Annotated in this window: 18 protein-coding genes; 6 read left to right on the forward strand and 12 right to left on the reverse strand. The window is 68.8% G+C overall.

Features of this window, described 5'->3' with window-relative positions; genetic code table 11:
- The first annotated feature begins 9 nt into the window (after positions 1-9).
- Positions 10-279, forward strand: a complete 270-nt coding sequence (locus BO221_RS15105; RefSeq protein ID WP_073561141.1) for a hypothetical protein — start codon at positions 10-12, stop codon at positions 277-279.
- An 85-nt stretch (positions 280-364) separates the two neighbouring features.
- On the opposite strand, the gene hisS is transcribed toward BO221_RS15105, so the two are convergent.
- The 10 genes from hisS to BO221_RS15155 all read right to left on the reverse strand — a co-directional run bounded on the left by hisS (position 365) and on the right by BO221_RS15155 (position 12,547).
- Positions 365-1,627: a histidine--tRNA ligase gene (gene hisS, locus BO221_RS15110; RefSeq protein ID WP_233166040.1), complete on the reverse strand. Its 1,263-nt coding sequence runs from the start codon at positions 1,625-1,627 to the stop codon at positions 365-367.
- Positions 1,628-1,653: 26 nt separating this feature from the next.
- On the reverse strand, positions 1,654-2,496 hold the full coding sequence (asd, locus tag BO221_RS15115; RefSeq protein ID WP_073561143.1) for an archaetidylserine decarboxylase: 843 nt from the start codon (positions 2,494-2,496) through the stop codon (positions 1,654-1,656).
- A 42-nt stretch (positions 2,497-2,538) separates the two neighbouring features.
- On the reverse strand, positions 2,539-3,264 hold the full coding sequence (locus BO221_RS15120) for a hypothetical protein (protein ID WP_073561144.1): 726 nt from the start codon (positions 3,262-3,264) through the stop codon (positions 2,539-2,541).
- An 84-nt stretch (positions 3,265-3,348) separates the two neighbouring features.
- Positions 3,349-7,089 carry an isoleucine--tRNA ligase gene (gene ileS / locus BO221_RS15125; protein WP_073561145.1) on the reverse strand — a complete coding sequence of 1,247 codons (3,741 nt, stop codon included), beginning with the start codon at positions 7,087-7,089 and terminating at the stop codon, positions 3,349-3,351.
- A gap of 59 nt (positions 7,090-7,148) precedes the next feature.
- The gene (locus BO221_RS15130; protein WP_043393211.1) at positions 7,149-7,880 is read right to left on the reverse strand and encodes a metallophosphoesterase; all 732 of its coding nucleotides are present in this window, start codon (positions 7,878-7,880) and stop codon (positions 7,149-7,151) included.
- A gap of 35 nt (positions 7,881-7,915) precedes the next feature.
- Positions 7,916-8,263 carry a TIGR02266 family protein gene (locus tag BO221_RS15135; protein ID WP_073561146.1) on the reverse strand — a complete coding sequence of 116 codons (348 nt, stop codon included), beginning with the start codon at positions 8,261-8,263 and terminating at the stop codon, positions 7,916-7,918.
- Positions 8,264-8,424: 161 nt separating this feature from the next.
- Complete coding sequence (locus BO221_RS15140) at positions 8,425-9,348, reverse strand: PfkB family carbohydrate kinase (RefSeq protein ID WP_073561147.1); 924 nt, start codon at positions 9,346-9,348, stop codon at positions 8,425-8,427.
- Positions 9,349-9,470: 122 nt separating this feature from the next.
- On the reverse strand, positions 9,471-10,997 hold the full coding sequence (locus BO221_RS15145; RefSeq protein ID WP_073561148.1) for an MlaD family protein: 1,527 nt from the start codon (positions 10,995-10,997) through the stop codon (positions 9,471-9,473).
- 12 nt (positions 10,998-11,009) lie between these two features.
- Positions 11,010-11,750 carry an ABC transporter ATP-binding protein gene (locus BO221_RS15150; protein ID WP_073561149.1) on the reverse strand — a complete coding sequence of 247 codons (741 nt, stop codon included), beginning with the start codon at positions 11,748-11,750 and terminating at the stop codon, positions 11,010-11,012.
- A gap of 23 nt (positions 11,751-11,773) precedes the next feature.
- Complete coding sequence (locus tag BO221_RS15155; protein WP_198956129.1) at positions 11,774-12,547, reverse strand: ABC transporter permease; 774 nt, start codon at positions 12,545-12,547, stop codon at positions 11,774-11,776.
- Positions 12,548-12,811: 264 nt separating this feature from the next.
- Between BO221_RS15155 and BO221_RS15160 the strand changes: the two genes are divergently transcribed.
- Genes BO221_RS15160 through BO221_RS15175 form a run of 4 tightly spaced genes read left to right on the forward strand, consistent with a single transcriptional unit; the run spans position 12,812 to position 16,882 of the window.
- Positions 12,812-13,387 (forward strand): hypothetical protein, encoded by a 576-nt coding sequence (locus BO221_RS15160; protein ID WP_073561151.1) that lies wholly within the window; start codon positions 12,812-12,814, stop codon positions 13,385-13,387.
- A gap of 37 nt (positions 13,388-13,424) precedes the next feature.
- A complete protein-coding gene (locus BO221_RS15165) occupies positions 13,425-14,825 on the forward strand; it encodes a hypothetical protein (protein ID WP_073561152.1) in 1,401 nt (466 codons plus the stop codon).
- A complete protein-coding gene (locus tag BO221_RS15170) occupies positions 14,822-15,496 on the forward strand; it encodes a hypothetical protein (RefSeq protein WP_073561153.1) in 675 nt (224 codons plus the stop codon). Before BO221_RS15165 ends, BO221_RS15170 begins: the two co-directional genes overlap by 4 nt.
- 18 nt (positions 15,497-15,514) lie before the next feature.
- Positions 15,515-16,882 (forward strand): M50 family metallopeptidase, encoded by a 1,368-nt coding sequence (locus tag BO221_RS15175; RefSeq protein ID WP_158079846.1) that lies wholly within the window; start codon positions 15,515-15,517, stop codon positions 16,880-16,882.
- Between the two features lie 230 nt (positions 16,883-17,112).
- Here BO221_RS15175 and BO221_RS15180 read toward each other — a convergent pair whose 3' ends face one another.
- The gene (locus BO221_RS15180; RefSeq protein ID WP_073561155.1) at positions 17,113-18,060 is read right to left on the reverse strand and encodes a DMT family transporter; all 948 of its coding nucleotides are present in this window, start codon (positions 18,058-18,060) and stop codon (positions 17,113-17,115) included.
- A gap of 63 nt (positions 18,061-18,123) precedes the next feature.
- Between BO221_RS15180 and BO221_RS15185 the strand changes: the two genes are divergently transcribed.
- Complete coding sequence (locus tag BO221_RS15185; RefSeq protein ID WP_073561156.1) at positions 18,124-19,014, forward strand: LysR family transcriptional regulator; 891 nt, start codon at positions 18,124-18,126, stop codon at positions 19,012-19,014.
- On the opposite strand, the gene BO221_RS15190 is transcribed toward BO221_RS15185, so the two are convergent.
- A complete protein-coding gene (locus BO221_RS15190) occupies positions 19,011-20,213 on the reverse strand; it encodes a peptidase C39 family protein (RefSeq protein ID WP_073561157.1) in 1,203 nt (400 codons plus the stop codon). The genes BO221_RS15185 and BO221_RS15190 overlap by 4 nt on opposite strands.
- Positions 20,214-20,289 lie beyond the last annotated feature (76 nt).

Raw genomic sequence — 20,289 nt, forward strand, 5'->3', positions numbered from 1 at the left:
GGAACCCCCATGACTCCCATGACATTCGAGTACCGGATCGCCATGCTCCAACAGGGCAAGGTGACCTACGTCAACGGCCAGTGGGCCGGACGGATGCCGTTGCAGATGGCTGTTTCCAACTCCGCGAAGGGCCTCGAGTCCTGTGATGACGAGAGCACCTGGCTCCAGAACGCCGGTGCCGAGGGTTGGGAGCTGGTCTCCGTCACGGTGACCCCGGTGCAGGCCCCCGGCAGTCAGGAGACCCTCACCCGGCTGTACCTCAAACGCCGCCGGAGCTGACGTATCGGCCCCGGCGAGCGAGCAGCACGCACGCCCTCCGGGCCCGGCGTTCACCAACTGATCCGACTGTTGGACAAGTTGCTCCTCAGGAGGCGGCGGGCGCCGCGGGCCGGGCGATCGCCTCGCGTACGGCGGAGGCCAGGTCGTCGAGCCGCACGGGGATGGAGTCTCCGCCGGCCATGGGCTTGAGCTGCGCCTGGCCGCTGTCGCGCTCGTTCTGTCCGAGCACCAGCGTGAAGCGGGCGCCCGTCTTGTCCGCGCGCTTCATCTGGCTCTTGAGGCTGCCGCCGCGCGTGTCGAACTCCACGCGCAGACCCTCGCGGCGCATGCGGCTCACCAGCCCGAAGGCCACGTCCGACGAGCCCTCGTCCGCGGCGGCGATGAAGAGATCCACCGGCGGGGCGAACTGCTGGCCGCTCTCCTTGAGCAGCAGGCAGAGCCGATCCAGACCCAGGCCGAAGCCCACCGCGGGCACGTCCGGCCCGCCGAGGCTCTTCACCAGCTTGTCGTAGCGGCCGCCCCCGCCCACGGTGCTGGCGGTGCCCAGCGCCGGGTGCGCGGCGATGAACTCGAAGGTGGTGCGCGTGTAGTAGTCCAGGCCGCGCATGATGCGCGGGTTGACCACGTACTTGATGCCGAGCACGTCCAGCTTGCGCCGCACCTCGTCGAAGTGCGCGCGGCACGGCTCGCACAGCGACTCGGTGATGTTGGGCGCGGCGTTGGCGATCTGCTGGCAGCGCTCGTTCTTGCAGTCGAGCACCCGGAGCGGGTTCTTCTCCAACCGCACCTTGCAGTCCGCGCACAGCTCATCGACGTGGGCGCGCAGGTGCTCCACCAGCCGGCTCTGGTAGGCGGGCCGGCACGTGTCATCGCCCAGCGAGTTGATGTTGAGCGACACGTCGGTGAGCCCCAGCTTCTGCAGGAGCTGCACGACCATGTCCATCATCTCCACGTCGTGGGCGGGCTCCTTGGAGCCGTAGCCCTCGGCGCCGATCTGGTGGAACTGCCGGTAGCGGCCCGTCTTCATCCGCTCGTAGCGGAACATGGGGCCCATGTAGAACCAGCGGGTGATCGGCTCCTGGTTGCTGATGGAGTGCTCGATGTACGCGCGCGCGGCGGGAGCGGTGCCCTCGGGGCGCAGGGACAGGCTGCGGCCGCCCTTGTCCTCGAAGGTGTACATCTCCTTGCCGACGATGTCGGTCGTCTCGCCCACGCTGCGCACGAAGAGCGCGGTGTCCTCCACCATGGGCGTGCGCACCTCGCCGTAGCCGAAGCGGCCGAACACATCCCGGGCAGTGCGCTCGACGTGCTGCCACACCTCCACGTCGCCGGGGAGGATGTCGTTCATGCCCTTGACGCCACTGACCTTCTGGCTCACGGAATCTCTCCAATCCGCCGGCCCATGCGGACCACCGCCTCGGGCTGGAAGCTGTCGTCCCACTTCACGCGGCCCGGCTCGAACACGAGGATGACGGTGGAGCCCATCTCGAAGCGGCCCAGCTCGCCGCCCTTCTCCACCGGGATGGCCGTGTCGTAGCGGTGCACCTTGCCCGGCTTGCCCACGTGGGTGATGACGTCCTCGTACGCGGCCTTGATCCGCGACACACAGGTGGCGCCCACCTTCACCACGGCGCACTTGCCGGCCACGGTGTCCAGGTACGTCACGAGCCGCTCGTTGACGCAGAAGAGCGCCTGCTTGTTCTTCACCGAGGCCGGGTTGACGGGCCAGAACTCACCGGGGATGTACGCGTAGCCGGTGATCTTCCCGCCCAGCGGCGAGTGGATGCGGTGGTAGTCGCGCGGGGACAGGTAGATGGTGGTCCAGGCGCCGCCGTGGAAGGGCTTCGCGGCCTCCTCGTCACCGAGCAGCTCGCCCACGGTGTAGTGGATGCCCTTGGCCTGCATGACGCGGCCGTGCTCGGCGTAGCCCACCTGGGACACGGCGCCGTCCACCGGGGACACCACCACCTTCGCGCCCGGATCCACGGGGCGCGAGCCCGTCTTCAGGCCGCGGGTGAAGAACTCGGCGAACGTCGGGTAGTGCTCCAGGGCGTGCTCCGCCTCGGCCACGTCCACGTTGTACATCTTCGCGAACGTCCTGATGGCGGCCCGGTGCAGCGGGGCCGGTGCGGGCAGGCGGGTGGCCATCCCCACCGCTGTGGACAGGGCGGACTTGGGGAGGATGTTCATCAACTTCATGAAGGTCTGTTCGTTCATGGAGACGGTTCCGCGTGAAAGGTCTGGAAGTGGGATGCGCGCCTAGCGGCCGGCATCCGGGGTGGGGCCCGTGCCGCCATCCACGGGGATGGCCTGGATGGAGCTCTTCGGCACCTGCGCGAGCACCTTGCCTTCTTCGATGATCAACGCCTGATCCTGGAGCGAGGCATACTGCTGGCGACACGCCGGGCGGTCCGCCAATTCCCAGCGGTCCCTGCGGCCGCGGCCCTTCACCTCGAGCGGCTCGCCCTTCTGGAAGCAGCCGGAGCTGGCCAGCTGGGCTTCCGGGGTGCCGACCCCGGGCACGCCCGTGCCCGTGCCAGCGTCCGCGTCATCCGTGCCGTCATTGGAGCCCTCGTCCGAGGGCTCGGAGCCGGAGGGAGCGGGCGCCGACGAACCGGTATCCGAGCCGAAGCCAGTGGAGCCCGGGCCGGGCTCACGCGCCTGGGCCCTGGCCTCTTCCCGGGCCTTCTCATGGGCAGCGGCCTGCTGTTTGCCGGTCTGGATGCGGTTACGCAGCTCCTGGGCCGCCGGGGCGTCGAGGCTGTCCGCGGGCACCTGGGCCAGCAGCGACTCCACCTCGGCGAGCGCCGGGTCCAGGAAGGCGTCATCACCCTTCTCTCCGTACAGCTTGCCGAAGCGCTTGTGCGCCTGGGTATAGGCCTCGGAGGGCTGGGCGGGCTTGCGGCAGGCCACGGGGGCCGCCACCACGAGAAGGGCCGACAGGAGGCCCACGACGATCCGGATAGGGGGGCTGTAGGGGCGCACGGGTCCGGTTTTCTACGCCATTTCCGGACCGCCGCACCCCTTTTTCGACCGGGAGGGGGCCCCTGATGTCGGGGCCCCGGACATTCAGGCGCGTTCCACCCGGAGACGCGCGGGCAGGCCGTTGAGGTTGAACTCCTCCTCCTGGCCCGTGAGACCCTCGGGACCCACGTGCACCTCCAGGGCGAGCGTCTCGCGCGAGATGAGCGCCCGGGCCTCGTCCGTCACCTTGCGCACCCGTGCCTCCCCATCCACCCACAGGCGGATGCGGTCCGTGTACCCGAGCGCCATGTCCTTGCGCGCCGCCTGCACCCGGGCGAGCAGCTCGCGCACCAGGCCCTCGTCCACCAGCGCCTCCGTCAGCTCGGTGTGCAGCACCACCACGCCCACGCTCGCGCCCGCGGCCGCATAGCCGGGGTTGGCCTCCACCAGCACCTCCAGCTCCTCGGACGGGAACTCCATGCGCTCCCCGTCCACCGTCAGCACCACCCTGCCCTCGAGTGCCAGCTCCTGCTGGAGGGCGCGGCCGTTGGCGGCGTCGAACGCCTTGCGCACCGGCGCCAGCTTCGGCCCCAGGCGGCTGCCCATGGCCCTCAGGTTGGGCCGGACCTTGTAGCGCACCACGTCCGCCTCCTGGCCCGACTCCAGGAAGCGCACCTCGTGCACATTCAGCTCGTCGTTGATCAGCGCCTCGTAGACGGCCACGCGCTCCCGCAGCTCACGGCGGGCCAGGATGACATCGGCCCGGGCCAGGGGCTGGCGCACCTTGAGCCGGTTGTCCGCGCGGACCTTGAGGCCCAGGGACACCAGCTCTCGCACCGCCCCCATCTCCGCCGAGAGCCCCTCGTCGATGAGCGCCGTGTCGGCCTCGGGGAAGCGGCCCAGGTGCACGCTCTCCGGCTGGGACGTGGGCCAGGGCTTGCGCACCAGGTTGCTCCACATCTCCTCGGCGAAGAACGGGACGAACGGCCCCGACATGGCCGCGATGGTGGTGAGCGCCTCGTACAGCGTGTAGTACGCGTCGAGCTTGTCCTGCTCCAGGCCCGGCGCCCAGAACCGATCCCTGCTGCGGCGCAGGTACCAGTTGGACAGCGCGTCCACCAGCACCACCATCCGCTGGGCCGCGTCGTACACATGGTACGCATCCAGGTGGCGCGTCACGTCGCGCAGCGCGAGCTGCACCTCGGAGAGGATCCACCTGTCCAGCACCGTGCGCGCGCCCGGCTCGCGCCAGCCCTGGCTCTTCCGGATGGCGCGCCAGGGCACCTCGGTGGCGTCCGCGTTGCCCCGGGCCGGCGAGAAGCCGTCGATGTTCGCGTAGATGGTGAAGAACGAGTAGACGTTGCGCAGCTTGACCTGGAAGTCCTTCTGCAGCAGGCGCACGTTGCTCAGCGAGTGGCGCGTGTTGGACCACGTGGGGCTCGCCGCGTAGAAGAACCACCGGAACGCGTCCGCGCCGGGAGCCCGGCTGGCCGGATCCTTGAGCACCACGCGCTCGGTGGGCGCCAGCCGGGGCACCTCCACCGGCATCACGTCCGCGCCGCGCGCCGACGGCGCCACGCCCAGCGCCTCCAGCTCCTTCTTGCCCAGCAGCAGCACGCGCCGCTTGAGCTTCTTGTGCGCCTTCACCGTGAGGGTCAGCACCGTGCCCGCGTTGTCCGGGCGGAACACCTGCACCTTCGCGCCCTCCTGCAGGTCCAGGCCCTCCAGGTCCTCGCGGGCGATGAGCGCCTCGCCGGCCACCCCGGGCACCCCGGCCGTCTTGTCATCGAGCACGGCGAAGTCCATTCGGATCTCGTCGAGGATGATCTCCGGCGGGGTGTAGTTGCCCTTGGACTTGGACTCCTTCTTGCCCTCCTTGTCGGAGACGTGACCCAGGACGATGCAGCTCTTGTACGGGAGCGGCCAGTCCCGCCGCGGGGTGATGCCCTGGCGCCGCTGGGTCTCCTCGTCGAACACCAGCGTGCTGATCATCAGCAGCGAGTAGAACCAGCCACGCGTCTGATCGATGGCCTCGGAGATGAAGTCCGCGGGGAAGGCCCGGGTGAACTTCTCGTGCGAGCCCGGCGCATGCGGGTAGCCCCACTGCGCGAAGGGCATGCAGCCCGAGTCGAACCACACGTCCACCACCTCGGGCACGCGGGTGAAGCGGCCGGGGGTGCCCGGCTTCTCGTAGGTGATCTTGTCCACCCACGGCTTGTGGACGATGAGGTGCTCGACGCTGGTGGCACCGGGCTTCCTGGCGAGGAACGCCTGGAGCTCGGCCTCCACGGCGGCCAGGTTGTTGCCGGGTTTCTCGCGCAGGGCCTGGAGCGAGGGGATGGCCTCCACCTCGCCCGTCTCCGAGTGGATCCACAGGGGCAGCGGCGTGCCCCAGTAGCGCTCGCGCGAGAGCGCCCAGTCCACGTTGTTGGCCAGGAAGTCGCCGAAGCGGCCCTCCTTGATGTGCTCGGGCACCCAGTTGACCTCGCGGTTGTTCGCGATGGCCTTGTCCTTCACGGACGTGGTGCGGATGTACCAGGCGGGACGGGCGAACTGGATGAGCGGGTCGTCATCGGCGCGCCAGCAGAACGGGTACTCGTGGCGGTACTGCTCGACGAGCACCATCTGGCCGCGCTCCTTGAGCTCGCGCTGGATGTCCTTGTCCGCGTCCTTGACGAACTTGCCAGTGAGCTGGGGCACGTCCTCGGAGAAGGTTCCGTCGGAGCGGATGGCGCAGAACAGCTCCAGCGACTCGGGCGAGGCGAATCGGGTGCGCTCGCGGCGGAAGGCCTCGTAGTCGTCCTCGCCGAAGGCCGGGGCGATGTGGACGATGCCCGTGCCGCTGGAGAGGGTGACGAAGTCGGCGCCGATGACGCGCCAGGCGGGCGAGTCCGTACCGCCCGCCGCGAGCGGCAGCTCCGTGCCGCCCACGCGCTGGAAGTACACGTCATAGGGCGGGGTGTAACGCAGGCCCACCAACGCGCTGCCCTTGCGCGTCTCGAGCACGGGCAGGTCCTTCTTGAGCTTCTTGGCGAGCTCGTCGCGCAGGGCGGCGGCGATGACGAGCTTGCGGTCGCCCGCGTCCACGGTGACGTAGTCCACGCCGGGGTTGACGGCCGCGTACATGTTGGACGGCAGCGTCCAGGGCGTGGTGGTCCAGATGAGCAGCGCGGTGCCGGGCGAGTCGCGCAGCGGGAAGGCCACGTAGGCGCTGGGGTCGTCCACGGTGCGGTAGCCCATGCCCACCTCGCCGGAGCTGAGCGCGGTGCCGCCCTGCGGCCACCACCAGACGATCTTGTGGCCCTGGTAGAGCAGGCCCTTGCGGTACAACTCGGCCAGCGCCCACCACACGCTCTCCACGTAGCTGCGGTGGTAGGTGACGTAGGCCTCCGGCAGATCCACCCAGAAGCCGATGCGCTCGGTCAGCCGCTCCCACTCGTTGGTGTAGCGGAAGACGGACTCGATGCAGCGCTCGGTGAAGGGCTCCACGCCGTAGCGCTCGATCTCCGCCTTGCCGTGGATGCGCAGCTCCTTCTCCACCTCGACTTCCACGGGCAGGCCGTGCGTGTCCCAGCCCGCCTTGCGGGGGACCCGGTAGCCGCGCATGGTCTTGTAGCGCGGGAACAGATCCTTGATGACGCGGGTCAGCACGTGGCCGTTGTGCGGCAGGCCGTTGGCCGTGGGCGGGCCCTCGTAGAAGACGAAGGAGGGCGCGTCCTCCCGGCCCTGGAGCGACTGCTCGAAAATCCGCCGCTCCTTCCAGAAGGCGAGGATTCGGCGCTCGTCGGCGGGAAAGTCGATGTCGTTGGGGACGGTGGCGAACAGGGGGCCGGGGGACTGGGACATGGCGCCCCAGTGATAGCACCCGCCCTACCCCGCTGTAGGCCTTTTCGCGGCGGCGCCGGTCAGACGCCGAGGAACAGGCGCTTGCCGAAGTTCAGCGCCAGCGAGGCGTCGAAGATCTTCTGCGCGGCCGACTCGATGTCGTACTCCACCCGGAGGTACTCCACCGTGCGCGCCCCGGTGTCGCAGATGACGAAGCAGGCCCGGTTGTCGTAGTCCCGCGGCTGCCCCACGCTGCCCACCGAGATGATGTACTTGTAGCCCCGGCGGATGCCGAACTTCTGGGCCACCACGTCATGCACCTCGCCGTTGCCGATGGCGAACGCCTTGCACAGGTGGCTGTGCCCGATGAACGTCACCTCCGGCAGGTGCTCCACGTACGGCGCCAGCTCCCGCGCCTGCTCCAGCGCGAAGATGTACTCGTACGCCTTGGGCTCCACCGGCGAGCCATGGCTGAAGCCCACGTCACCAATGCGGTAGGTGTACGGAAGGCTCTTGAGCCACTCCATGTTCTCGTCGGAGAGCACCCCGGCGGACCAGTCCAGCGCGTGGCGGGCGGCGTCGTAGTAGTACGAGTAGTCCATCCGCCCGGCGACCGCCGCGTCGTGGTTGCCCAGCAGCGTCACCTCGGTCACCGAGCGCACCAGATCACAGCACGCGTTGGGCGAGGCCCCGTAGCCCACGATGTCTCCCAGGGAGACGATGCGATCCACCTTCTGTTCTTCCGCGACACGAAGCACCTCCGTCAGGGCCTCGATGTTGGAGTGGACATCGGAGATGATCGCGATTCGCATGGTGGGTTCCCGCCGGTGCCCACGTCCGGAGGACTTCAGTTCCCGAACGTGGTCCCTCGTTGCTCTTCGGAGATGATGCGCCGCAGCAGTGCCAGCGCGCCAGAATCCAGCGTTTCGAATTTCAGCCCCATCCCCGGCGGCCCCTTGTCCTGCCGCTGAGGCCGGCTCCACACCACCGTCGCCTCGGCCATGACCTCGCGCACCTCGCCGCTGCTCAACCTCAGCAGCGTCCGCCGCCCCAGCGCAAGCGGGGTGTGCGTCTGCAGGAACAACCCACCCTCGCTCAGATTCGCGATCTTCGCGTAGAGCGTGATGTTTTCCGACTCGCACCAGCACCGCAGGCGCGAGGGGAAACGTGCGTACTTTCGGTTATCCGTCCGCAACCCCGGCGTCCTCCGCGATGCTCGGCCGCTGGGAAAGCCCCAACGGCCCGAAGCGCCCCCCAGGAAGGCAGGAATCGCGGGAACCAAGGATAGGGACATCGAAAAATTCCGTCAAGCCGGACACGGGACATTCTGCCCCATCCGGCGCCGGCCCGGCCGGCTCAGTCCTCGAGGGGGCCCAGGTCCTCGAAGTGGGTGAGGCGCTTGAACTCGGCGAAGCGGGCGCGGATCTCCGAGCGGGTGACGTCGCGCAGGCGCTCGAGGCTGAACTTCTCCACGGTGAAGGAGGCCATGACGCTGCCCATGACCATGGCGCGGCGCAGCGTCTCGGTGTTCAGCTGGCTGGCGATGGCGAGCGTGCCCATGAAGCCGCCGGCGAAGGTGTCCCCGGCGCCGGTGGGGTCGAACACCTCGGCCAGGGGCATGGCCGGGCAGGCGAAGATGTGGTCCTGCTCGAAGAGGAGCGCGCCGTACTCGCCGCGCTTCACCACCACGCGATCCGGACCCATGCCGAGGATGGCGCGGGCGGCGCGGACGATGTTGTGCTCGCCGGTGAGCTGGCGGGCCTCGGCGTCGTTGACGAAGAGCAGGTTGACGCGCTTGAGCGTCTTGAGGAGCGCGGGCCGGCTGCCGTTGATCCAGAAGTTCATGGTGTCGGCGGCCACCAGCTTGGGCGCCTTCACCTGATCCACCACCTGGGACTGGAGCTCGGGGTGGATGTTGCCGAGGAAGACGTACTGGGCGTCGCGGTACTTCTCGGGCAGACGGGGCGAGAAGGACTGGAAGACGTTGAGCTGGGTGTCGAGCGTCTCGGCCTCGTTGAGCTGGAAGCCGTAGCGGCCCTTCCACCGGAAGGTGCGGCCCTTCTCGCGGGTGACGCCCTCGAGGTCCACGCCCCGGGCCTTGAGGAAGTCCAGGTGGGCCTGGGGGAAGTCCTCACCGACCACGGCCACCACCTGGGTGGGGGCGAAGAAGGAGGCCGAGGTGGAGAAGTAGGTGGCGGAGCCGCCGAGGACGTCCTCCTTCAGCCCGAAGGGGGTTTCCACCGAGTCCAGCGCGACCGAGCCAACGACGAGAAGAGACATGGGGCTTCCAGGAAGAGAGGCCTTCGAGAATCAGGCACGAGGCTTCCAGGGGACGGCCCGTGCCGTGGCGAGGTACGACTTTTGACCCGGTCAGGTCAAGCCATCTGGTACCGGACCCACACTCAGGGCGTGGGCAGGATGGGCAGCATGGACTTCAGATCATCATCCGTGAAGTAGACGCCGCCGCCGAAGAAGAAGTCGCGGCCGGCGAGCATCCGGCGGGTGTTGGTATCGCGCCGGGGATCATTGAGGATGTCGTCCATGCCGGCCACGACGAAGAGCCGGTCGAACGCCTGGGCCCTGAGCGAGGTGCGGATGCGGGGGTAGCGCAGCTCGGCCACGGAGAAGTTGAAGGCGTCCACGGACAGCTTCAGGTGGTCCTTGAAGAAGTGGAAGTCCGCGCCCACGCCGCCGGTGGACTCGATGATGCCGAAGCGCAGCGTGGTGAAGTAGTAGCGCTTGGCGAACTGGGCGCTGAACTTGAAGGACTCCTTGGTGATGGTCTGCTTCTGCACCACGGGCTCGCCCGAGGAGGGCGGGTTGGCCTGGACGTACTGCGTCTCGGTGGTGCCGCGGGGGTCATCCACCAGCTCCAGCAGGTAGTACTTGTCCGGCTTGGGGGCCAGCCGCAGCGTCAGCATGTTCTTCGAGGAGCCCTGCTCCATGAGGTAGGTGGCCTGGATGCCCACTTCCGCCTGGAGGCCGGTGAGCCGCGAGGAGAAGTCCGACAGATCCTCCATGGACTCGGAGAGCTTCTGGCCCAGGCGCTTGTCGGTGAGCAGCGTGCCCACGGGGCCCTCGCCGTTCTTCACCTTGGTGGTCACGTCCTCCAGGTTGGCCAGCGTCTTGTCCAGCCGGCTCATCGTCTGCTTGAGGCTGGCCACGCTGTCCTTCAGGTCCCCTTCCCCACCGTTGCCCACCAGCTTGTTCACCGTGGCCAGCACCTCGCGGGTGTCGCGGGTGATGACCTCGATGTTGTCGACGATGTTGTTGACGCTCTGCTCGTTGGACGCGGTGATGCCGCGCACGTCCGAGCTCACGCCTTCCACGTTGCGCAGGATGGCGTCCAGCCGCTCGGAGCTGGCGCGCACCGTCATGTCCACCGCGTCCGACACGCGCACCAGGTTCTCGACGATGCGCTCCATGGAGCCGGCGCCCTTGTCGCCGCCGAGCACGTCGCGCAGCGCGCCCGTCACCTGCTGGATGTCCGAGGTGATCTGACTGAGCGAGGCGAACACGGCCTCCATGCCCTGCACGTCGATGACGCGGCGGATCTCCGCCCCCTCCTTCAGGGGGGGCGCCATCTCCGTGCCGGGGTTGAGATCCAGCAGGTAGTCACCCAGCAGGGACTCCGAGCGCTTGGCCAGCGTGGCGTCCTCGTACAGGGTGATGTCGCGGCGGATGCGCACGGTCACCTTGGCGCGGGTGCCCTCCAGCTTGATGCTCTCCACCTCGCCCACGGGGAGACCGGCGATCTGGATGCGGCTCTTGGGCCCCAGGCCCGAGGCGTCCCGGAAGTAGGCATGGGCCTGGAGGGCCTCGTCCTCACCCAGCCCGCCCTTGCGGGTGAACAGGATGAAGCCAAAGAGGACCCCTCCGGCGATGAGCACCAGCAGGCCTACTCGGAACGGTGTAACGAGCTTCTTCACCGGGTGTGACTCCTAATCATTCTTTCCGAACCAGGTCTGGAGGAAGACCTTCACGGCGGGGTGCTGGGAGGAGCGTAGCTGTTCCGGGGGCCCCTGCTCCAGGATCACCCCCTTGTTGAGGAAGGCGATCTGGTCCGCGATGTTGAAGGCGGAGGCGATGTCGTGGCTGATGACCACGCTGGTAATCCCCAGCTCCCGCTGGGCCGCGAGGATCATCTCGTCCACGTAGTCGGTGGTGATGGGATCCAGCCCCGTGGTGGGCTCGTCATAGAGGACGATCTTCGGATTCATCACGATGGCGCGCGCCAGGCCCACGCGCTTGCGCATGCCGCCGGACAGGTCCGCGGGGAACTTGCGCTCGGCGCTCTGCGGCAGGCCCATGAGATCCAACTTCGAGCGGACCAGCTTGCGGATTTCGTCCTCGGAGATGCCCCGGTGCTCGCGCAGGGGGAACGCCACGTTGTCGTAGACGTCCATGGAGTCGAAGAGGGCGGCGGCCTGGAACACCATGCCGAACTTGTGGCGCACCCGCTCCAGCTCCTGGGGCCCCATGGGGACGATGTCCTCGCCGTCGATGACCACCCTCCCCTCGTCCGGCTTGAGCAGGCCGATCATGTGCTTCATCATCACCGTCTTGCCCGAACCCGAGCCGCCGAGGATGACGCAGGTGCTGCCCGCGGGCACGGCCAGGTCGATGCCCGTGAGGACCTTGTGCACACCGAAGGATTTGTGCAGGCCGGTGATCTCGATCATCGGCCGGGGGTTCGTGTCGGCCATCAGTGCAGGAGCACCCCGACGATGAAGTCGAGGATGAAGATGGAGAGGGCGCTGGTCACCATGGCCTCGGTGGTGGCCTGGCCCACGCCCTTGGCACCGCCCGTGGCGTTGAAGCCCTTGAAGCAGCACACGAGCGTCACCGCCAGACCGAAGACGGCGCCCTTGATGAGGCCCTCGTAGACGTCGATGGGATCCAACCACTGCTGGGTGCGGCTGATGAAGGTACCGGCCGACACGCCCTGGGTGCCCACCGAGACCATGTAGGCGCCGAGGATGCCCGAGGTGTCGAAGAGCAGCGTGAGCAGGGGCACCATGAAGAGGCCAGCCAGCACCCGGGGCACCAGGAGGTACTGGATGGGGTTGACGGCCATGGTCTCCAGGGCGTCCACCTGCTCGGTGACGCGCATGGTGCCCAGCTCGGTGCACATGGCGGAGCCGGCGCGCATGGTGACCATCAGCGCGGAGAACACCGGGGCCAGCTCGCGCGTGAGGACGAGGGCCACCGTGGGGCCCACCAGGCTCTGCGCGTCGAACATCGCGAAGGCCCGCGCGGACTGGTTGGCGAACACCATGCCGGTGAACAGGCCGGTGAGCAGCACGATGAAGACGCTGCCCACGCCCACGAAGTCCAGTTGGAAGAAGAGGTTCTGCCAGCGGTAGGGCCGGCGCACGCCCCAGCGCACCACGTCCACCCCGAGGGTGACCAGGTGCCCCAGCTCCTCCACCGTCGAGATGGCGCCCTGGCCCACGCCTTCGATGGACCGGGTCAGCATCGAGGGCTGTTCGGGCTGTTGTTCGGCGTTCTGTGCGTTTTCGGATGCCACGTGGGGCCCTACTCTACGTTTCCCGCCAGCCGGAACAAGCAAACGCTCTGGCTCCAGAGCCCCCCTCCGCCCCCAGGCAACCCAGGCATCCAGGCGCCCACCCCCCCGCCGTGACACGCCATGACAAAGGGGTTTCTCCCGGGAGCGCTTGCCGTTATGTTCCGCCGCCCTTTTTCCCTCCCCTTCAAAAAAGAGAAGCGAGAAGCAACACCCATGGCGACCCAACACAAGGTCGGCGGCGAGGTCGACGCGTTCTGTACCCGGTGCCGGCTCACGCTGGCCCACACCATCCTGGCGATGGTGGGCACGAAGATCGCTCGAGTCCGGTGCAACACCTGCGGCGGAGACCACGCCTTCCGCTCGGCTCCGGGCACCACCGACAAGCCCACCCCGTCGGCCCGCTCCAGTGCCGGCGGGAGCAGCGGCACCAAGGCCCCCCGGGCCAGCAGCCGCTCCGAGGACAAGGTCATCATCACCTTCGAGGAGCAGCTGGCGGGCAAGGACATCGCCAGCGCCCCCCGCTACAGCCCCAAGGACACCTACAAGATGGACCAGGTCATCCAGCATCCCACCTTCGGGCTGGGGTTCGTGACGGCGGTCCGCGGGGACAAGGTGGACATCACCTTCAAGTCCGAGACGAAGACGCTCGTCCACGGACGCGGCGGGGCCCCGGCCGAGAAGCCCGCCTTCAGCCCGCCCAGCGCGAAAGCTACGGGCCCAGCGGACAAGCCGCAGGCGGAGGCAGCGGAAGAGCCCGCTTCCCCGCCGGGCAACCCCGCCGAGGGTTGACAGAGACGCCAGGGAGGCTGGACGGTAGGCCCCCCTCATGCGTGCGCCGGTCCTCCCACTGCTGCTGATGCTCGCCCTGCCCCTGGTGGTGGAGGCGGCGCCCTTCCCGGCGACGGCCTCTCCCACCCAGGTGGTGCTCGGCCGGGACAGGGCGGTGGTGGTGCAGGTGAAGGTGCCGCGCGGTACTCCCTCGCTCCGGGCCGTGGCCTCCTCGGGCAACCTGATGCCGCTGCCCGCCACCGCCCGGGGCGTGTACGCGTACCGCTGGATTCCCCCGGACATCCGCTACCCGCTGCTGGCCGTGCTCGCCTTCTGGGTGGACGCGGCCGAGGGCCCCCCGGAAGTCACCACCGTGCGCATCCCCCTGCTGGGCCGCACGGAGCTGGACGTGGCCACGGACGTGGGCGCGGGTGCCCAGGTGGTGGTGCAGGTGGCGGACATGCAGTTCGGCCCGGTGACCACCAACCGCAAGGGCCGCGCCCGGGTACCCGTGGAGGTGCCTCCCGGAGTGCGCGAGGCCATCGTGCTCGCCACCGCCAAGGGCCAGCAGACGCGCCGCACCACCCCACTCGACGTCCCTCCCGAGCGGCCCCTGGTCGCGGTGCTCAGCCCGGACGTGTTCCCCGTGAACGGCACCGGGTGGCTGATGCTGCTGGGCGAAGAGCTCGTACCGCGTGCACAGGTGGATCTCCAGGTGCAGGGCGGCAACGTGGAGGAGCAGGACCCGGGCGTGTTCCGCGTGAAGCCGGAAGCCGGGGCCAGGACGGTGGTGGTGGATGCCCACCTCAAGGACGGCACCGGCGCGGCGCGCGTCATGGCTCCGGTGGCGGCCCCCATCGTGGCCGTCGTCCCGCCTCCCGAGGCGCCCGTGGTGGCACCGCCCCCCGCGCCTCCCGCTCCCAAGGTGGACTGGAGCCAGTACCTGAGCTGGCACCACCTGTCCCCGCACCTGATGGCCGGAGGCTTCTTCGCCGGCGGCGACAACCGCGGGCCCCTGCTCTCGCTCGGCCTGGGCTACCGCCTGCCTCCACTCGGGGGCCGTCTCACGGTGGAGGTGGAAGGCGGACTGCGCCATTTGTCGAGCCAGCCCACCCTCGGGCCGATGGGGCCCGTCCTGGACTCGCGGGTGGTGGCCCTGCCCCTGCTGCTGTCCGTACGGGTGCTGGCGTTCGAGCGGGGGCCCCTCTCCCTCCACGGCCGCGCCGGAGCGGGCGACCTGTATTACGACCAGAGCGTGACGAGCACCCTCTTCCCCGAGCCACACAGCCAGCGGGGCCATACCCTCATGGCCTTCGTGGCGGCCCAGGCCGCCTGGCGCCTCGGCGCGGTGAGTGCCCTGCTCGAGCTGCGCGGCAGCTACGCCGAGGTGAAGGCTCAACAGATCGATGCACAGCTCGGGGGGCTGTCCGCGTCCCTGGGCGTAAGGTACGCCTTATGAGCAAGCTCCTCCCCTTCCTCCTGGCGCTGCTGTGTGCGTGCCAGACGCCCGTGACTCCCGAGTCCTTCCAGATCCTCGAAATCACCCCCCGGGAGCAGTTCACCAACGAGCCCACGAGCATCACCGTCCGGCTGGATCAGGAGCCCCGCTTCCTCGTGGACTACGGCAACCAGTCGGTGCGGATGCTCGAGGAGCCGGTGCTGGAGCTGGGCTCGCAGTTGGTGGTGCCGCTGGACACGTACCTGGGCCACGGCCAGTTCCAGGGCACGGTGGGCCCGGGGCTGGGGATCGGGCTGCATGAGGCCCGGGTCAAGCTGGGGGACGGGCGGGAAGCCACCTTCTCCGAGTCCTTCGAGGTCAGGAACCCCAGCGAGCAACCGGTCCAGGGTTATTGGTTCGATTCCATCTCGACCCAGTACGTGAACGAGCGTTTCCCCATCATCATCCATGCCGAGGGCCCCAACGCGGAGTACTTCGAGGGCCGGGTGACGGTGGAGCTCTACCGGGGGGGCGTGTCCACCGGAATCTCCGCGCGGACCGGCCGTTTCTCCAAGGGCATCGGCACCCAGAACCTCACCATCGATACGCCTGGCAACTACATCGTCGTCGTCAGGGACGATCAGGGCCATAACGCCACGTCGAACGCCTTCGATGTGGTTCAGAAGAACTGATTCACGAGACTCATGAACATGGATTCCACACCTCCCTTCACGTGGCAGTTCAACCTCGGCCGCATCCCGGTCCTCGTCGAGCCGGGCTTCTGGCTGATGACGGCCATGTTCGGCTTGATGGGGAGCTCGAGCTGGCAGACCGTGGTGTCCTGGATGGCCGTGGTCTTCGTCTCCGTGCTGATACACGAGATCGGGCACGCGCTCATGGCCATGGGCCTGGGCTGCGACATCGCGGGCATCCGGCTCTACATGGGCGGAGGCGAGACCTACTTCGACCGGGCGCTCAGCCGCTGGAGGGATGTGGCGGTCTCCGCGGCCGGGCCGCTTACCGGATTCCTCTTCGGCGGGCTCATGTACGCCGTCTACGAGTTCGTCCCGCCCAAGAGCTACATGGGCCACGTTATCCTCCAGCAGTTGCTGTGGGTGAACATCGGCTGGGGCATCATCAACCTGCTGCCGGTGCCGCCGCTGGACGGAGGCCACATCGCGCGCGGCGTACTCGGGCCATCCCGGCAGCGCATCGCCCTGTGGCTGGGCGTCATCACCGCGGGTTGCGTGGTGCTCCTGGCGCTGACAATCAAGCGCTTCTTCATCGGCTTCATGTTCGGCATGTTCGGCTACCAGTGCTGGCAGGCGCTCCAGGTGGCGCGCGACGTCAAGCCGCTGGAGCCGGTGAAGGTGGCGGAGATCGAGCCGGAAGCGCTCTCGCGCGGCTGGCAGGCGCTGCGCTCGGGCCATGAGAGCGAGGCGGCCCGGCTGGGACACCTGGCGCTGTCGGCGGCGAAGCCGGGCGAGGAGAGCAACGCGGCGAGGGATCTGCTGGCATGGGTGGCGCTGACCGAGGGCAATGCACGCGCCGCGGTGTCGCACCTGGAGAAGGTGCAGCCGCCCGAGGCCGCGAGGCCCTACAGCCTGGCCATGGCGTACGAGGCGGCGGGCCTGCACGAGCGCGCCCTGCCCCACGCGCTGGTGGCGCTGGAGAAGGAGCGCACGGAGCCGGTGACTGCGCTGGCGGTGCGCCTGCTGGTGAAGGCGCAGCGGCTGGACGAGGCCGAGCGCACCGCGCGGGAGTTCACCTGGAAGGCGACGGCGAAGCGGGACACGTTGCTGGCGGACGTGGCGGTGGCCCGGGGAGACTTCGGCGCGGCGGCGGCGCTGCATGCGAGCGCCTTCGAGGCGGGGGGCAACGCGGAGGACGCGTACCAGGCCGCCCGGAATCACGCGCGAGCCGGCCAGGGGGCGCAGGCCTCCGAGTGGCTCGAGCGCGCGCTGGAAGCGGGCTACGACGACTACGAGGAGCTCGCCCAGGAGCCGGCCCTGGCCGAGGCCCGTTCCGCCCCGGAGATCGCCGAGCGGATCGCCCGGCGCGGCAAGGGCGTGGCCTGAGAGCCCAATATCCCCTCAATATCCCCCAATATCCCCTCTCCCCTCGGGAGAGGGTCGGGGTGAGGGTATCTGTCCCTGTTCTCCAACCCGTGGACTCCAGTGTGGACAGGGGGTTCAACCCGGGATGTGTGGAACCCTCACCCCGTCCCTCTCCCGGAGGGCGAGGGGAAATGGCCACGTTGTCAGCGAATTGTCCCCAGGAGCACTCCTTCGGGCCCACCTGAAGGAGCTCAGCTCTCCTGCCGTGGCCCCGTGCTCACGACTCGCGCCAGCACACGGCGCAGCCAGGCCTCTCCGCTGACCAGCCCGATCCCCGCGAGCACCAGCACCGCCCCCAGGACGAAGTTCACCGTGAGGGGCTCGTGGAGGATGAGCACGCCCAACGTGACGCCGAACAGCGGCGTCATGAAGGAGAACACCGCCAGGTTCGACGCGAGGTAGCGGCGCAGCAGCCAGAACCAGGCGAGGTAGCTCGCGAAGGACACCACCACTCCCTGGAACAGCACGCTGCCCACCGCGATGGGCGTCAGGGCCACCTGGCCCGTCTTCCCCGTGACGAACGCCACACCGAGCAGCAGCACGAAGGCGATGGCCAACTGGTAGAAGAGCGTGAGGGCGGCCGGAGCCTCGGAGAGCCGCGAGGCGCGCACGGCCACGGTGGTGAGGCCCCAGGCCAGCCCCGCCCCCACGGCGAGCGCGTCCCCCAGCAGCATTCGCCGGTCCAGGTGCCCCGTGGACGAGCCGCCGATGAACGCCACCGCGATACCCGTGAAGCACACCGCGATGCCCAGCCACTGGAAGGGCCGCAACCGCTCATGGGGCAACAGCAGGTGCAGGCCCAACGCGGAGAACACGGGCGCGGTGTAGAGGAACACCGCCACGTGCCCCGCGCTGGTGTAGCCGAGGCTCAACGCGATGAGGAGGAACTCGACGGTGAAGAGGAGGCCGGCGAGCAGCCCTCCCCGAAGGGTGCCCTGTCGCAGACCTTCCCAACCTCCGCGCCACGTCATCAGGAGGCCCACGAGCAGCGCCGCGATGCCCGAGCGCAGTGCCGCCTGGAGAACCGGCGCCATGTCCCGAGCGGCCAGCTTGATGGCCACCTGCTGAAGTCCCCACAGGGCGCACAGCCCGATCATGACCTGGAAGCTGAAGGCGTCTGTCCCACGACGGATGCTCATGAGGAGGCTGTAGCAAAGAAGGAGTGAACCGGCCGTCCTCCCTCTGCAAAGCTCCTTTACCGCATGGATAAACTGGGGAAGCTGCGTGGAATCATCGAGTTCGTGGCCGCGGCCGAGGCAGGGAGCTTCTCGGCGGCCGCTCGCCAGCTTGGCGTCTCGGTGGCACACGTGAGCCGGCGGGTCGCCGACCTGGAGAAAGACCTCGGGGTCCAGCTCCTGAAACGCAACACGCGCTCGAGCGTGCTGACGGAACAGGGCCGCTCCTTCCATCAGAGCTGCCGGAACATCCTGGGGGCCCTGGAGGAGGCGCGCGACTCGGCCCGGAGCGCCCGGCAGCTCCGGGGACGCATCCGGGTGAGCACGGGCGGCTACTACGCCGAAACGGTCCTGGCGCCCCTGCTCGGCGAGTTCGCCGCCCTCCACCCGGGCATCTCGCTGGAGCTGGAGATGACACTCCGCCTCGTGCGGCTCGTCGAGGAGGACGTCGACCTGGTGGTGCGCACCGGACCGTTGGAGCCCTCATCGCTGGTGGCGCGGCGCCTGATCAGCTTCCCGCTCCTGACGCTCGCCTCCCCCACGCTGTACACCACGCCGCCCGCCCACCCAAGGGAGCTCGACCCACGGGCCTGCTTCGGGCTGCACGACCGCTCCTATGTCTTCCATCGCGCCGGGGAGCAGCTGACCTTCCGTCCCGAGGGGCGGATCAAGAGCAACAGCGGCACGCTCCTGGTCAGGGCCGCCGTCACCGGCGCGGGAGTCATCCAGGTGCCGTCCTACTTCGGGGAGGAAGAGGTCGCCGCCGGACGCCTCGTCCCGCTCCTTCCAGAATGGTCCGCCGGGGAGATGGAGTTCTTCCTCATCTACCCCGAGCAGCAGCATCTCCCGGCCCGGATGCGGGCGCTGATCGACTTCCTGCTCGACCGCGTCCGCACCGGGCCCCCGTCAGGGGATTAGAGGGCGGGCACCGGCCAGCCAGCGGGGTAGCTGAGGTACGCCGTCCCGGCCGAGGCCTGGAGCCAGAGCGGCTCGAACTGGGAACGCAGGTAGGTGCGTTGGACGGCGGCGTCGGTGGAGGCCGCGGGATCATTGAGGATCGGGTTGCCGGACGCGTCGAAGCCCACCAGCACCATCAGGTGGCCGGCGCTCGAGCTGATGGGCGCCCCGGTGAGCTGCCCGCTGCCCCAGGAGATGCTGAGGATGGCGGGGACGCCCGCGGAGATCCACGGCTCGAGCTGGGCCAGGCTGGTGAAGCGCGTCACGTGGGACTGGAGCCCCTTCGTGGCCGCATAGGCGGTGTTGAAGGGCCAGTTGCCATGGCCACGGAAGATCCAGTCATAGACGCCGCTGACGGCCGCGCGCACGTGCGGCTCACAGGCGCTGGTGGTGTCGCCGGCCCAGTAGCGCAGCACCATGGACGTGGACGTGGGGCTGCACCAGACCTGGCCGCCGTCCGAGTAGACCATCTGCGAGCACTCGGGGACCGCGAGCACCTGGTTCCAGTGGGCCGGGTTGCCCGCGGAGACCACCGCGGTCTTGTCCGGCGAGATGGAGAGGGCCACGGAGCTGGCGCGCACGCGCGGCACGGCGATGCCATCCGCGCTGAAGAGCCGCACTTTCACCTGGAAGGCCGTGGCCGCCGACTTCTTGTTGGAGATGACCAGCGTGTCGATGCCCACGTAGCCGTTCGTATCCGACTGCGAGCCCGCCGAGTGCCGGCGCACCGTCGAGTAGTCCGCGGCCCACACGCCCAGGTTGTACCACTTCGTCCATACGCCCCCGACCAGGGCGCGCATCTGCGTCTCCACCCAGGTGCCGGTGGGCGTCTCGGCCTCCCAGGAGGGCACGGCCTCGCGGAAGCCGAAGCCGGAGTTCATGACGGGGCTGATGGCCTCGCCCACGCGGAAGCTGCCCCCGTTGTAGAAGTTGCCACCGCTGTAGGCACCGGCCGCGTAGGGATCCGTCCCGGCCACGGCCGTCTGGGGATCCACCTGGAGCGAGCCATCCGCCGCCAGGGCCACACCGCTGCGCTGCCACGAGGAGAAACCACCCTGGCTCGCATTCCAGCGCGCGAAGCCACTCTGGCCCGCCAGCGCCGGCGAGACCCACGTGAGCGTGACGAGCACCGCGAGCACGGCCGTCTTGAAGTTCCGCATGAACCGCCTCCTGAATTCGGGGGGGTTCACTTTTTACGCGTTTTCCAAGAAACCGCCAGAACAGCCGTGTGCGAGT

The sequence above is a fragment of the Archangium sp. Cb G35 genome, assembly GCF_001896145.1.
Lineage (GTDB): Bacteria > Myxococcota > Myxococcia > Myxococcales > Myxococcaceae > Archangium > Archangium violaceum.